This is a genomic window from Streptomyces sp. NPDC059816 (assembly GCF_042732055.1).
Taxonomy (GTDB): Bacteria; Actinomycetota; Actinomycetes; order Streptomycetales; family Streptomycetaceae; genus Streptomyces.
The window spans coordinates 1-14,895 of sequence record NZ_JBHWIQ010000055.1; the positions used below are offsets into that span (position 1 = coordinate 1).

Consider the following 14,895-nt stretch of genomic DNA (forward strand, 5'->3'; position numbering starts at 1 on the left):
GCTCGTGGGCCGTCGCCGTCGCCGTCGCCGTCACGGTCCGGCCCGGGACGGGCGGGACCGCCGGCGGTTCAGGCGGTGTGGTGGATGACGACCGAGATGACCCGGACCTCTTCGTCGGTCATGTTGCGGTACTGGTGCGGGGTCGCCGAATCGAAGGCGAGCGAGTCGCCCGCCTCCAGCACGTACGTCTCGAAGCCGATGTCGGCGTGCAGGGTGCCGTGCAGGACCAGTTGGTACTCGCGCCCGTCGTGCCGGATGGAGGCGTGGGTGTCGGTGGAGCGACCGAAGGGCTGGTAGACGACCTCCAGGAAGTCCACCCGGGCGTCCTGCTGCGGGGTGAGCCGCTCCCAGCGGACCCCGCTCGCCAGGTCGATGGTGCGGCGGCGGCCCCGACGCTGCACCACGGGTTCGTCGGGCAGGACCGAGAGCGCCTCGTCGCCGTGGCCGCCGGCGCCGGCCGGCGCGGGAACCCGACCGCCGGCCCCCTCGGCGGTGTCGAGGGTCGGAGCCGTCCGCTGGCCCGCCGCGGCGAACCACGGCACCGCGTGTTCCGGTGTCATGCTCCGCTGCTCTTCGGGGCGGCGGGCGGCGGTGGAGGCCGCACTGTCCTCCCCGACACCGAACAGGTAGTCGAGGGAGATGTCGAGCGCGTTCGCGATCCCGTAGATCACGCCCGCCGAGGGGGCCGTCTGCCCCCGCTCGACCTGGGAGATGAGGCTGGCCGAACACCCCGCCAGCCTGCCCAGCTCGCGCAGGGACAGACCGCGTTCCGAGCGGACCTTCCTCAGTCGCGCCCCGAGTCCTGGACTTCCCCCCGCTGGCTTCATGGCGGCTCCTGCTTTCGTGGGGGGCGATCGGTCGGCCGCGCCCGAATCGTCGTGTACCTGTCGGCCCTAAGGCGTGTGCACGATGTACAGCATGCTCGACATGCTGCACGGTTGTCACCTGTTCTCCGGGAGAAAACCTGGCAGAGGGCCCGATCTCATCCAGCTTTGGTTTAACTCTTGACAAGCTGACTGCACGAGGCGTGCACTATAGCGCACAAGCCCTGCTGTGAACGGGCACACAGACCTGTGTGGAGGTTCTCGCTGTGAACGACAACGGACAGTCCACCCCCGGGGGGCGGGCTCCCCGCTCCAGAGCAAGAACCAGGGGCGCTCGGCTCGGCGGCGCCGTGCTGACCACCGCCCTCGCCGTCACCCTCACCGCCTGCTCGGGCGGAACCGGTTCCACCACCGGCACCGGCACCCCGAAGAAGTCGGGCGACGGACCGAGCGGCACCCTGCGCATCGGCACCAACCAGCAGTTCGACGACTGGGACACGGTCAACAAGCAGAACAGCACGTTCAGCTCCCTCGTCTACGAACCGCTGATCAGCGTGGCCGCCGACGGCTACACCCTGAAGCCCCAGTTGGCCACCGAGTGGAAGGAGTCGCAGCTCCGCGTCGACTTCACCCTCCGCTCCGGGGTCGTCTTCCACGACGGCACGCCCTTCGACGCCGAAGCCGTCGTCAAGAACCTGGAGCGCATCCAGAGCTCCCCGAGCCAGTACCGCAGTCAGCTCGTCGCCATCAAGAAGATCACCGCCGTGGACGCCACCCACGTCCGGATCGACCTCAAGGAACCGGCCCCCAGCCTCGTCAACAACCTCGCCAGGCTCGGGATGTTCATGGTCTCGCCCAAGGCGCTCGCCGACGGCACCTGGAAGACCAAGGCGGCCGGCACCGGCCCGTGGGTCTTCGACCCCAAGTCGTCCACGAAGGGGCTGCGCACCGTCGCCACCGCCTTCGATAAGTACTACGACAAGAAGTCCGTGGGCCCCGCGCGCGTCGAGATCACCCAGATCAACGACCCGGACAGCCTCTACAACGCCCTGCGCGCGGGTCAACTCGACGTCGTGTGGACGACACCGCCGCTCGCCGCCCGCGCGGACAAGGAGGGGCTCAAGTCCACTTGGTTCCCGTCCGTGCTCTGGCACCTCCAGATGTACGACATCGACGGCGTCTTCAAGGACAAGAAGTTCCGCCAGGCCATCTGCCACGCCTCGAACCCGCAGGACTACATCGACGCGGCGCTCGGCGGCAAGGGCAAGACCCACCTCCAGCGCTTCCCGGAGGGCCAGCCCGGCCACGACCCGTCGCTGAAGGGCTACCCCTTCGACCTGGACAAGGCGAAGCAGCTGATGTCCGAGGTCGACGACTCCAAGAAGTCGTTCACCCTGATCAGCTACGACACCCAGCGCACCATCGCCGAGCTGTTCCGCAGCCAGATGTCCAAGATCGGTGTGGACGTCAAGCTGGAACTGCCCAACTTCCCGCAGTTCCTGAGCACCTACCAGAACGGCAAGTACCCGGCCGCGATCCTCTCCGACGGCTCCCGCTCGGGCGCGTACGACTACTACAACCGCAAGTTCGCCCCCGACGCCCCGGGCAACCCGCTGAAGGTCGAGTACCCCGAACTCACCGCCGCGGCCGAGGAAGGACTCGCCGCGAAGACGCCCGAGGCACAGCAAGCGGCCTGGAAGAAGATGTCCAGGATCGTGAACGACGAGGCACTGGACTGCGGTTACTTCGACTACTCGGGCTTCTGGGCGTACAACCCCAAGAAGGTCGACAACATCGTCTCCACCACGAACGACGTAGCGGTCTTCCGCTACAAGGATGCCCAGGTCGTGGGCTGACGCCCACCCCGCAACCTGCGCCCCCCGCGCCGGGACCACGGCACCCGTAGCCACGGGAGTGCCGTCCGCCGAAACGGTACGCCAGGACCGCGTGCGCCCACCGCCCACCGGTCCGCCCCCGAGCCCCCGCGGCCTGCGCCGCGCGCCCGCTCCGCCCCACCCGCACCACCGCCGGGAGCACGCTCCCCACACCCCGGTCCCGCCTCCCCACGGCCGTCGTCGCCCGAGGCACCGGAGCCCCACGCCACCCCCCTTGCGCACTCCGTCGTACGTGGCGCCACGCCACACCCTCCGTACACCCCGGATGGAGAAACCAACCCATGAGCAGCACACCGACTTCCACGGCGCACCCCGATCTGGTGCTGCTGAACGGACGCGTGACCACCATGTCCGCGGACGACCACAGCGCCGAGGTGGAAGCCGTCGCCGTCACCGGCGAGCGGATCTCGGCGATCGGCACCACACGGGAGATCAAGGACCTCGTGGGACCCACCACCACCGTGGTGGACCTCGCCGGCCGCCGCGTCGTCCCCGGGCTCATCGACTCCCACGTCCACATCGTGCGCGCCGGACGCACCTGGCGCGACGAGGTCCGCTGGGAGGACGAGCACTCCCTGGCCAGCGGCCTCGCCGCCGTCACCCGCCGCGTGGGCGAGCGCCCCGAAGGAAGCTGGATCCGCGTGATCGGCGGTTGGCACCCCGCCCAGTTCCCCGAGAACCGCGGCCCCAGCCGCGCCGAACTCGACGCCGCAGCGCCCGACAACCCGGTCTACGTCCAGTTCCTCTACGACTGGGCCGTCCTCAACACCGCGGCGATGCGGGCCCTGGGCGTGGACCACGACCTCGTGCGGCAACTCGGCGAGGAGGGCTTCGACCCGGCCGCCTTCGAGACCGACGCCGAAGGCGCACTGACCGGCAAGGTCAACGGCACCCCGCTGATGGAGTGGTTCTACCGGCGCATGCCGAGCCCCGACCTGGAGGAGCAGATCGCCTCCACCGCCGAGATGTCCCGCGAGCTGAACCGCCTCGGCATCACCGGTGCCATCGACGGCGGCGGCTTCAACAGCGGACCCGACGCCTACCCCGCCATCCGGGAGACCTGGCGCCGCGGCCTGCTGACCGTGCGCAGCCGACTCGCCGTGCACGCCTCGCGCGCCGGCACCGAGCAGGAGGAACTCGCCGGGTACCTGCGCTTCACCCCGCTCGACGTCGGCGACGGCATGCTCCGGGTGATCGGCTCCGGCGAGGTCGCCCTGTACCGCACCGTCGACAAGATCGCCCACCCCGTCGTCATCGACGACGACGTCCGGCGCCAACTCCGGGAGATGTTCACCGACCTCGCCCGCAACCGGTGGACCGTCCACACCCACGCCCACCACCACGAGACCATCGACGCCGTCCTCAGCGCCTGGGAGGACGTGCACGCCGCACACGACATCAGCGCACTGCGCTGGTCCCTCGTGCACGCCGAGCCCCTGCGCCCCGTCGACGTCGACCGGATCGCCGCCCTCGGCGCCGGCGTCCTCGCCCAGGGCCTGTTCCGCTTCCAGGGCGACGAGGCCCTGACCGCCTGGGGCGCCGACACCGTCGCCGAGGCGCCCCCGCTGCGCACCCTCCTGGAACGCGGCATCCCCCTCGGACTCGGTTCGGACGCGATGCGCGTCGCCTCCTACAACCCGTTCGCCACCCTCGCCTGGTTCCTCAACGGCCGCACCGTCACCGGCAACGCCACCCTCGACGCCCGGCACCTGCTCACCCGCGAGGAAGCGCTGCGCGGCTACACCGCGTCCGGTACCTGGTTCAGCTTCGAGGAGGACGAACGGGGCCGACTGGAACCCGGTCTCCTCGCCGACCTCGCCGTCCTCACCGACGACTACTTCACCGTCGACGAGGACGTCATCCCCCGCATCGAGTCCGTCCTCACCCTCGTCGGCGGCCGGATCGTGCACACCGCCGAGCCCTTCGCCGAGCTGCCCGTCGCCGCCCCCGTCACGCAGGGAGTCAGTCGTGCCTGAGACCACCGACACCCGCACCACCACCGAGCGCACCCTGCTGATCAAGGGCGCCACCGTCCTCACCATGGACCCGGAGTTCGGTGACCTCACCACCGGCGACATCCTCGTCACCGGTGACCGCATCACCGCCGTCGGACCCGACCTCGACGACCGGGCGAGCGCCGACACCGAGGTCATCCAGGCACGCGGCATGATCGCCATTCCCGGCCTCATCGACACCCACATGCACGCCTGGCAGACCCCCCTCAAGGGCCTCTACGCCCACGGCTGGACCGGCGACGACTACCAGTCCCACGTCTTCTACCTCCGCGAGCACTTCCGCCCCGAGGACATCTACGACGCCACCTTCTCGGGCACCGTCCAGATGCTCGACGCCGGGGTCACCGGTGTCCTCGACTTCTGCCACAACGTCATGTCGCCCGAGGGGGCCGAAGCCGGACTGCGCGCCCACCGCGCCACCGGTCAGCGGGCCCTGTTCGCCTACGGCATGTTGGGCAGCTTCGGCGCCCCGCCCGAGGACCACGCCTGGCGCCTCGACCACGTCCGCCGCCTCCACGAGGAGGTGAACAGCGGCGGCGACGGCCTCCTACGGGTCGGCATGGCCCTCGGCTCCATCGAATACGGGTCCATGGACCGCATCACCAAGGAGGTCGCCCTCGCCCGCGAGCTCGGCCTGCGGATGAGCGTCCACCAGAACCCGCCCGGCCAGATCCGCGCCCTCCACGAGGCCGGACTCCTCGACTCCGACATCGTCCCCGCGCACGCCAACAGCGCCGACGACGGCGAGCTGGAACTCCTCGCGCGCTGCGGCGGCGGCATCTCCTTCACCCCCGAGGGCGAGTTCGGCGGCGGACGGTCCATGACCATCCTCAACCGCGCCCACCGCGCCGGCGCCAGCCCCAGCCTCGGCATCGACACCCACGCCCGGGTTTCCATCGACCTGTTCGCCGCGATGCGCCTCACCTACCTGCTGATGCGCAACGTCGACGCCACCACCGAACGCGAGGCGGGCCGCTGGCCGTTGGAGCGCCACCCCGGCGTCCCCCTCGTCGAGCCCCGCGACATCCTGGCGTACGCCACCGTCAACGCCGCCGCCGCGCTCGGCCTCGGCGACGACCTGGGCCGCCTCACCCCCGGACGGCTCGCCGACATCGTCCTCATCGACACCGAGCCGTACGGCGTCGCCCTCGGCGACCCCGCCGCGCACGTGGTCCTCCAGACCACCCCGCGCGACGTGGACACCGTCGTCGTCGGCGGTCGGATCCGCAAGCGCGACGGCCGTCTCACCGACCTGGACCCCACCGAAGCGGGAGCGGCGACCCGCCGGGTCCGCGAGCGGGTCTTCGCCGAGGCCTCCGCGCACGGCGGCCCAGTGCCGGACCTGGGACCGGTCCGGTGAGCAAGTTCATCCTGCGCCGGCTGCTGTCCGCGCTGCCCACGCTGCTGCTGGTGTCGGCCTTCGTCTTCACCCTGGTCCACCTGACGCCCACCGACCCGGTGGCGCAGATCCTCGGCGAGGGCGCCCCGGCCGCCGACAAGGCCGCCATGACCGCGCAACTCGGCCTGGATCGCCCCCTGTTCGAACAGTACGCGGACTGGCTCGGCGGTGCCCTCGGCGGCGACCTCGGCGCCTCGCTGTACACCAGCGTCCCGGTCTCCGAATCGATCGGCGCGGGCATCGGCATCACCCTGTCGCTGGCCGTCGCGGGCATGGTCATCGCCCTCGCCGTCGGCGTCCCCCTCGGTGTGCTCGGCGCGCTGCGCCCCGGCACCGTCGCCGACCGGCTGCTGACCACCGTCGTCGCCCTCGGCCTCGCCATCCCCAGCTTCTGGCTCGCCATGCTGCTGGTCCTGGTGTTCGCGGTGAACCTCGGCTGGCTCCCGGTCGTCGGGTACACCGCACTCACCGAGGACCCGGTGGCCTGGGCCCAGGGCATGATCTTGCCCGCCCTCGCCCTCGGCTCGCACACCGCGGCCGTCATCGCCCGCCAGACCCGCAGCGCCATGATCGAGTCCCTGGAGTCTCCGTACGTCCAGACGCTGTTGGCCCGGGGCATCCGCCGCCGCACCATCATCCTGCGGTACGCCACCAAGAACGCCATGGTCCCGGTCCTCGCGGTCATCGCCATCCAGATGTCCGTCCTGGTCGCCGCGAGCTTCGTCATCGAACGCATCTTCGCGGTGCCGGGCCTCGGCACCCTGCTCATCGACAGCGTCGTACGCGCCGACTACCCGGTGCTCCAGGGCTCCATCGTCCTGGTCGCGGTCATCGTCCTGCTCGTCAACCTGGGCGCGGACGTCCTGTACGGCGTGATCAACCCGAAGGTGAGGCCCCAATGAGCACCCACCAGGCCCGGGCCGGAACCCTTCAGCGCCTGCTCCGTCAGCCCGTCACCCTGATCTGCCTGGCCTTCCTCGGCCTCCAGATCGCCATCGCCCTCGCCGCACCCCTCATCGCCCCGTACGGCCCGAACGAACTGAGCGTCGCCGACAAGCTCCAGGGCCCGAGCGCCGATCACCTCCTCGGTACCGACGACCTCGGCCGTGACAGCCTCTCCCGGCTGATCTACGGGACCCGCACCGCGCTCCTGGCCTCCGGCGAGTCCGTCGCCATCGGCCTCGTCCTCGGTGTCGGCCTCGGCATCTTCGTCGGCTACCGCGGCGGCTGGTGGGACCGGATCGGCATGCGCATCGCCGACGTCATGCAGTCCATCCCGGCCCTGCTCCTCGCCCTCGCCCTGGTCGCCGTGCTCGGCAACGGCCTCACCAACGCGATGCTCGCCGTCGGCCTGATCTTCGCCGTCAGCTTCATGCGCATCACCAGGGCGGTCGTCCTCGCCGAGCGGGAGAAGCTGTACGTGGACGCCGCCCGCGTCCTCGGACTGCGCCCCGCCTCGGTGATGTTCCGCCAGATCCTGCCGAACGTGTCACCCCCGCTGATCGTGCAGGCGTCCATCGCGCTGGGCACGGCGCTGCTCATCGAAGCCACGCTCAGCTTCCTCGGTGTCGGCGTCGACACCACCGCCGTGAGCTGGGGCGCCATGTTGGACGCCTCCCGCCAGCACGTCGCCGAGCACCCGCTGCTCGCGATCCTGCCCGGCGCCGCGATCACCCTGAGCGTGCTGGTCTTCAACCTGCTGGGGGACGGCCTGCGGGACGCCGGATCGCCCCGGTCGGCAGGGGCGGCCCGGCCGCGCAAGCCCACGACGGCCGCCGCGGAGCCCACGGCGACGGGCCCCGGCGACCCCACCGGCACCGGCCCCGCCGCAGTGACCCACCTCACCGCGGACCCGGTACGCCCCGCGGTCGACGCCCCGGGCGCCCCGGCCCCCGACACCGCCGCCACGTCCGGTCCGCTCGCCAAGGGGCCCGTACGCCTCGTCGCCCGGGAGCCGGAGCCCGCCCCCGCCGACGCCCTGCTGCGGATCGACGGGCTCACCGTCACCGACCCCGGCGGCGCCCAACTCGTCTCCGACGTCTCCTTCCACATCAACCGCGGCGAGACCTTCGGCCTGGTCGGTGAATCCGGGTGCGGCAAGTCCATCACCGCCTCGGCGATCCTGGGACTGCTGCCCAGGGGCGTCACGGTCGCCGCCGGCTCCATCCGGCTCCAGGACACCGAACTCGCCGGACTCGGCGGCGAGAAGCTGCGCCGGGTGCGCGGCGGACGGATCGGCATGGTCTTCCAGGACCCCGGCTCCGCACTCTCCCCGGTGCACACCGTGGGACGCCAGCTCACGGACGCCATCCGTGCCCACAGCGACCTGACCCGCGCCCAGGCCGTCGAACGGGCCGCGGAACTCCTCAACCTGGTCGGGGTCCCTGCCCCCCGGGAACGACTCAAGGACTACCCGCACCAGTTCTCCGGGGGCATGGCCCAACGCGTCGTCATCGCCGGGGCCCTCGCCTGCGACCCGGAACTGCTCATCGCGGACGAGCCCACCACCGCCCTCGACGTCACCATCCAGGCCCAGGTCCTCGACCTGCTCGTCTCCCTGCGCGAACGCCTGTCCATGTCCCTGCTCCTGATCACCCACGACCTCGGTGTCGTCGCCGACAGCTGCGACCGCATCGCCGTCATGTACGCCGGGCAGATCGCCGAACAGCGCACCGTGCGCGACGCGTTCGCCCAACCCCGGCACCCCTACACCGAGGCGCTGCTGGCCGCCGTGCCGCACCACGGGGCGGGCGACGAGCCGCTCGCCACCATCCCCGGCCGGGTCCCCCCGGCCTGGGACTGGCCCCGGGGCTGCCGCTTCAACCCGCGCTGCTCCTACGCCACCGACAGCTGCCGCACCACGCCCGTCCCGATCGACATCGACGGGGTGCGCTGTCTGCGGGCCTCCGAACTCCACCTGGCAGGTGCCCGATGAACGACCGAACGAGCGCCCCCGCCCCGCACGCACCCGACCCCTCCACGCCGACCGCGGACCCGCCGCTGCTCAGCGTCGAACACCTCACCGTGCGCTACCAGCTCGGCCGGGGACTCACCGGACGCCCCACCCTGCTCACCGCCGTGCGGGACGTCAGCTTCACCATCGGCGCCGGCAGGACGCTCGGCCTGGTGGGGGAGTCCGGTTCCGGCAAGAGCAGCATCGGTCGGGCCATCCTGCGCCTCGCCCCGGTCTCCGAGGGGCGGATCGTCTTCGACGGACAGGACACGGCCGCCTTCGGCCGCCGCACCCCGCCGTCCTTCAACCGGGACGTCCAGGTGGTGTTCCAGGACCCGCTGTCCTCGCTGAACCCCCGCCAGACCATCGCCGTCACCCTCGGCCAGGCGCTCACCCGGCACCGGCGACTGACGGCCGTCGAACGCAACCGGGAGATCGCCGGCTCCCTCGACCGGGTCGGCCTCTCCGGCTACCACGCCCAGCGCTACCCGCACGAGCTCTCCGGCGGACAGCGCCAACGGGTCGCCATCGCCCGGGCCCTGGCCACCCGACCGCGGCTGATCGTCTGCGACGAACCCGTCAGCGCCCTGGACGTCTCCACCCAGAGCCAGGTCATCAACCTGCTCAAGGAGCTCCAGCGCGACCTGGGCGTCAGCTATCTGTTCATCGCCCACGACCTGGAGGTCGTGCGGCACATGAGCGACGAGATCGGGGTGCTCTACCTGGGGCGCCTCGCCGAGTCGGGGCCCGCCGAGCAGGTGTACCGGACCCCGACGCACCCCTACACCCAGACCCTCCTGGCGTCCACCCTCCTCGCGGACCCGGAACGACAGCAGGCCCGATCGGCCCGCCGCCGCGAACTCGCCACCGACGCCGAACTCCCCAGCCCCCTCGCACCGCCCCCGGGCTGCGCCTTCCACCCCCGCTGCCCACGCGCCGACGACCTGTGCCGCACCGAGCAGCCCGAACTGCTGCACCTCACCGGCACCGCGTCCCTGGCGGCCTGTCACCACGGTGAACCGGTGCCCGTGGCGGCCCCCTGACCACCGTGCCCGCTCCCCTCGTCACCCCGACCCTGGAGATCACATGAGCACCGCCCCCGCCCTCCCGCCGACCCCGGCGCTCCCCATCGCACCCGCCCACGGGCACTCGCTCGTGGACTTCGAGGAGCGGATCAACTTCGACCGGCTGCGCTCCTACCGGCTGTCCCGCATCCAGCAGGCCCTGGAAGCCAGCGAGCTCGGCGCGGTGTTGGTGTTCGACAACAACAACATCCGCTACCTCACCGGCATCTCGATCGGCGAGTGGACCCGCGAGAAGCTCTCCCGGTACGCCCTCTACACCCGTACCGGTGAACTGATCCTGTGGGACTTCGGCTCGGCGGCCGTCCACAACCGGATGTACGCGCCCTGGATGAAGCCGGAGAACTGCCTGTCGTCCTGGACGACCATGCGGGGGGCGGTTCCGCCGGACGCCGATCTGATGGCCCGCGCGGTCGCCGAGATCAAGGACCGGCTCGCCGCCGCCGGAGTCGCCGGAATGCCCATCGGCGTCGACCTGCTCGACCTGCCGATGCACACCGAGCTCACCCGCCAGGGCCTCGACGTCCGCGACGGCCAGCAGACCATGCTGGACGCCCGGCAGATCAAGAACCGCGACGAGATCACCCTGCTGTCGATGGCCGCCGCCATGGTCGACGGCGTCTACCACGACATCACCGAGGCCCTGAAGCCCGGTGTGCGCGAGAACGAGATCGTCGCCCTCGCCAACAAGCGGCTGTACGAGATGGGTTCCGACGACGTCGAGTCCATCAACGCGGTCTCCGGCGAGCGCTGCAACCCGCACCCGCACAACTTCTCCGACCGCATCATCCGCCCGGGCGACCAGGCGTTCTTCGACATCATGCACTCCTACAACGGCTACCGGACCTGCTACTACCGCACGTTCAACGTGGGCCGGGCCACCACCGTCCAGCGCGACGCCTACACCCGGGCGCGCGAGTGGATGGACGTCGCCATCGACGCGATCAAGCCCGGTGTGTCCACCGCGGACGTCGCCCGGCTGTGGCCCACCGCCGAGGAGATCGGCGTCCAGGACGAGAAGACCGCGTTCGGCCTGCTCTTCGGCCACGGCCTCGGGCTCGCCCTGCACGAGCGGCCCATCATCAGCCGCCTCACCTCGCTGGAGAGCCCGATGCTCATCGAGGAGGGCATGGTCTTCGCCCTGGAGACCTACTGCCCGGCCACGGACGGGGTCTCGGCCGCCCGGATCGAGGAGGAGGTCGTCGTCACCGCGAACGGCGTCGAGATCCTCACCCGGTTCCCCGCCGAGGAACTGTTCATCGCCAACCAGTACTGAGCCGACGGCGCCGGGGCCGCCGCGTGCGGCCCCGGCGACCGCCTGGAGAAAGGTGCGGACCATGTCCGTCGATACCCACTCCGCGCACCCGCCGGTCACGGGACCCGTGACCGGCGAGGTCCCCGAGGACACCTCCCTCGCCCTGTACCGGATCATGTCCACCGCCCGGAAGTTCGAGAAGCGGGCGTACGATCTGTTCCTCCAGAACCTGGTCAAGGGCACCACCCACCTGGGCATCGGTCAGGAGGCCGTCGCCGCCGGCGTCGCCGCCGCGATGCGCACCGACGACTACTCCTTCATCACCTACCGCGGCCACAACCACCTCGTGGCCCGCGGCACGCCGCTCGCCCCGCTGATGGCCGAACTCCTGGGCCGGGACAACGGCCTGATGCACGGCAAGGGCGGATCGATGCACCTCATCGACGCCGAGCGCGGCATCCTCGGCTCGTACGCCATCATCGGCGCCCAACTCGTCATCGCCAACGGCGCCGCCTGGTCGGCCCAGTACCGGGGCAGCGACCAGGTCACCGTCTGCTTCTTCGGTGACGGCGCCACCAACATCGGTGCGTTCCACGAGGCCCTGAACTTCGCCGCCATCTGGAACCTGCCGATCGTCTTCGTGTGCGAGAACAACCTGTACATGGAGTACACCCGCATCGACAGCGTCACCGCCGTCGACAACCCGGCGGCCGACCGGGCACCCGCGTACGGACTGCCGTCGGTCGTCATCGACGGCAACGACCCCGACGAGGTCTACCTCACCGCGCGCGCCGCGATCGAACGGGCCCGCGCGGGGGGCGGACCCGCACTGATCGAGGCCGTCACCTACCGGCACGGCGGCCACTCCCGGGCCGATCCCGCCAAGTACCGCGACCCCGGCGAGGTCCGTGCCTGGCTGGACAAGGACCCCCTGGTCACCTACCGGGACCGGCTCACCGACCGGGGTGTCGACCCGACGGTCCTCGACGCCATCGACGCCGAGGCCCTGGCGCAGGTCGACGCGGCCACCGAAGAGGCCAAGGGCGGTGCCTGGCCGGACCTGTCCCGGCTGTACACCAACGTCTGGAGCGACGGAGGCCACGCCTGGCGCACCCCGTCGCCCACCGAGCACGGAGGGGGTCTGGTCCCGTGACCGTACTGACCTATCGCAAGGCCGTCGCCCACGGCATCGCCCAGGAGATGCGCCGCGACGAGCGGGTGGTGTTCCTCGGTGAGGACGTCGCCGCCGCGGGCGGCGTGTTCAAGACGACGGCGGGGCTCCTGGAGGAGTTCGGTCCGCTGCGGGTGCGCGACACCCCGATCAGCGAACAGGCCATCCTGGGCGCCGCCATGGGCGCCGCGATGACCGGGCTGCGCCCCATCGCCGAGATCATGTACAGCGACTTCTTCGCGGTCTGCTGGGACCTGGTCGCCAACGAGATCTCCAAGTCCCGCTACATGTCCGACGGGCAGGTCTCCTTCCCGCTGGTGATCCAGTGCGGCAACGGGGCCGGACTGCGCTTCGGCGCCCAGCACTCCCAGTCCATCGAGAACTGGGCGATGGCGATCCCCGGTCTGAAGGTCGTCGCCCCCGCCACCGCCCGCGACGTCGTCGGCCTGATGGCCGCGGCCGTCCGTGACGACGACCCGGTGATCTTCTTCAACCACAAGGCCCTGTACTCCATGAAGGAGGAGGTCCCCGACCTCGACGACGGTGAGATCGTCGAGGAACTGGGCCGTGCCGTCGTCCGGCGCGAGGGCACGGACGCCACCATCGTCGCGCTCGCCGCGATGGTGCCCAAGGCACTCGCCGCCGCCGAACGCCTGCACGCCGAACGCGGTCTCGACTGTGCGGTCATCGACGTCCGCAGCCTCGTCCCGCTGGACACCCCGACCATCCTCGGCCACGCCTCCCGCACCGGGCGGCTGTTCACCGTCGAGGAGAACCCCCGGCTGTGCGGATGGGGAGCGGAGATCGTGTCGCTGGCGACCGAGGAGTGCTGGGACGCCCTCACCGGAGCGCCCGTGCGGATCACCACCCCGCACATCCCGCTCCCGTCGGCGGACGCCCTGGAGGACCTGGCGATTCCCTCGGTGGAGCGGATCGTCACCACCATCGGCGCCGCCATGGGCGCCTGAACCCGCCCACCACCGAAGATCCGGACGGCACCCGGAATCCCTGGTACGCCCCCGGAGCAAGCCCGACAACCCCCAGAACCTTCTGCAACCCTCCAGAAAGGCGACAACAACCATGAGTGCACCCCGTAACGAGCGGCTCGGCTGGCTCGGCACCGGCCGGATGGGCGCCGTCATGTCCGAGAGCCTCCTCGCGGGCGGCGCCGACCTCACCGTGTGGAACCGCACCGCGGCCAAGACCGGGCCGCTGGTGGCCAAGGGCGCCAAGGCGGTCGGCACCATCACCGAACTCGCCGACGTCGACGTGGTGTTCGTGATGGTGTCCGCCAGTCAGGACCTCATCGACGTGGTGACCGGCGAGGGCGGGCTGCTGCGGGCCGAGCGCGCGCCGTCCGTGATCGTGGACTGCTCGACGGTCTCCGCGGAGGCGTCCGCCGAGGTCCGGGCCGCCTGCGAGGCGGCGGGCACCGCCTTCCTCGCCTCGCCGATCAGCGGCAACCCGCACATGGTCGCCGACCGCATGGGCGCCATCGTCGCCTCCGGCCCCCGTGAGACCTACGACCGGGTGCTGCCGTACCTGGAGCTGATCGCGCCGACCGTCGTGCACGCCGGGCCCGCCGAGCAGAGCCGGCTGGTGAAGCTCTGCCACAACCTGATGCTCGGCATGATCACCCAGGCCCTGGTGGAGGTCACCACCCTCGCCGAGAAGGGCGGTGTGCCGCGCGACGCCTTCATCGACTTCCTCAACGGGTCGGTGCTCGGCTCCACCTTCATCCGCCACAAGGGCCGCGCACTGGTGGAGCGCGACTACACGCCCACGTTCAACAACAAGATGCTGCGCAAGGACTTCGACCTCGGGCTCGGTGCCGCCCGGGACCTGGAGGTGCCGATGCCGGTCAGCAGCATGGTCCACCAGCTGATCCAGACCGCGATCGGCCACGGCTTCGCCGAGGAGGACTACGCGGCGCTGTTCGAGGTCGAGGCCAGGGCCGCCGGGATGCGCTCCACCGGCTGACCCGCCCCCCGTTCGCCCGACGGGCCGCGGGGTGCCCCAACCCCGTACGACCCCCTCGGGCGGGGTCCGGGCCGGGCCGAGTCCACCTCGGCCCGGACCCCTTCGACCCGCCGTGCGCGTGCCGACGCCCTGTCCTGCAACGGCCCGCGCACGGCGGTTTCCTGCTGCCCGCACGACCGCGGCGCGGACGCCTCGTCCGCGGCACGACGAGGCCGGGGGCCCCGCGCCGCCCCCCGAGGGGCGGGGCCCCCGCCGGGGGGGGGGGGCCACAAGAGGGGGGGGGGTTCGTGGGCGCGGGGTGAGGAAGCGGGGCACCAAGCC

At 71.3% G+C, this 14,895-nt stretch carries 11 protein-coding genes; 10 read left to right on the forward strand and 1 reads right to left on the reverse strand.

Features of this window, described 5'->3' with window-relative positions; all coding sequences use genetic code 11:
* Positions 1–68: 68 nt before the first annotated feature.
* On the reverse strand, positions 69–827 hold the full coding sequence (locus ACFV88_RS35645; RefSeq protein ID WP_385496374.1) for a helix-turn-helix domain-containing protein: 759 nt from the start codon (positions 825–827) through the stop codon (positions 69–71).
* Between the two features lie 347 nt (positions 828–1,174).
* On the opposite strand from ACFV88_RS35645, the gene ACFV88_RS35650 reads away from it, so the two are divergent.
* The 10 genes from ACFV88_RS35650 to ACFV88_RS35695 all read left to right on the forward strand — a co-directional run bounded on the left by ACFV88_RS35650 (position 1,175) and on the right by ACFV88_RS35695 (position 14,574).
* Positions 1,175–2,680 carry an ABC transporter substrate-binding protein gene (locus tag ACFV88_RS35650; RefSeq protein WP_385496375.1) on the forward strand — a complete coding sequence of 502 codons (1,506 nt, stop codon included), beginning with the start codon at positions 1,175–1,177 and terminating at the stop codon, positions 2,678–2,680.
* Positions 2,681–3,000: 320 nt separating this feature from the next.
* Positions 3,001–4,695 (forward strand): amidohydrolase, encoded by a 1,695-nt coding sequence (locus ACFV88_RS35655; protein ID WP_385496376.1) that lies wholly within the window; start codon positions 3,001–3,003, stop codon positions 4,693–4,695.
* Positions 4,688–6,094 carry an amidohydrolase family protein gene (locus ACFV88_RS35660; RefSeq protein ID WP_385496377.1) on the forward strand — a complete coding sequence of 469 codons (1,407 nt, stop codon included), beginning with the start codon at positions 4,688–4,690 and terminating at the stop codon, positions 6,092–6,094. The genes ACFV88_RS35655 and ACFV88_RS35660 overlap by 8 nt, the downstream gene beginning before the upstream one ends.
* Positions 6,091–7,035, forward strand: coding sequence for an ABC transporter permease (locus ACFV88_RS35665; RefSeq protein WP_385496378.1), 945 nt, complete (start codon positions 6,091–6,093; stop codon positions 7,033–7,035). The genes ACFV88_RS35660 and ACFV88_RS35665 overlap by 4 nt, the downstream gene beginning before the upstream one ends.
* Complete coding sequence (locus ACFV88_RS35670) at positions 7,032–9,068, forward strand: dipeptide/oligopeptide/nickel ABC transporter permease/ATP-binding protein (RefSeq protein WP_385496379.1); 2,037 nt, start codon at positions 7,032–7,034, stop codon at positions 9,066–9,068. The genes ACFV88_RS35665 and ACFV88_RS35670 overlap by 4 nt, the downstream gene beginning before the upstream one ends.
* Entirely contained in the window at positions 9,065–10,129 is a 1,065-nt protein-coding gene (locus ACFV88_RS35675; protein ID WP_385496380.1) for an ABC transporter ATP-binding protein, read from the forward strand. The genes ACFV88_RS35670 and ACFV88_RS35675 overlap by 4 nt, the downstream gene beginning before the upstream one ends.
* Before the next feature lie 43 nt (positions 10,130–10,172).
* Positions 10,173–11,444, forward strand: a complete 1,272-nt coding sequence (locus tag ACFV88_RS35680) for a M24 family metallopeptidase (protein ID WP_385496382.1) — start codon at positions 10,173–10,175, stop codon at positions 11,442–11,444.
* A gap of 61 nt (positions 11,445–11,505) precedes the next feature.
* Positions 11,506–12,576: a thiamine pyrophosphate-dependent dehydrogenase E1 component subunit alpha gene (locus tag ACFV88_RS35685; RefSeq protein ID WP_385496383.1), complete on the forward strand. Its 1,071-nt coding sequence runs from the start codon at positions 11,506–11,508 to the stop codon at positions 12,574–12,576.
* Positions 12,573–13,562 carry an alpha-ketoacid dehydrogenase subunit beta gene (locus ACFV88_RS35690; RefSeq protein WP_385496384.1) on the forward strand — a complete coding sequence of 330 codons (990 nt, stop codon included), beginning with the start codon at positions 12,573–12,575 and terminating at the stop codon, positions 13,560–13,562. Before ACFV88_RS35685 ends, ACFV88_RS35690 begins: the two co-directional genes overlap by 4 nt.
* 112 nt (positions 13,563–13,674) lie before the next feature.
* Positions 13,675–14,574 (forward strand): NAD(P)-dependent oxidoreductase, encoded by a 900-nt coding sequence (locus ACFV88_RS35695; protein ID WP_385496385.1) that lies wholly within the window; start codon positions 13,675–13,677, stop codon positions 14,572–14,574.
* Positions 14,575–14,895: the final 321 nt, after the last annotated feature.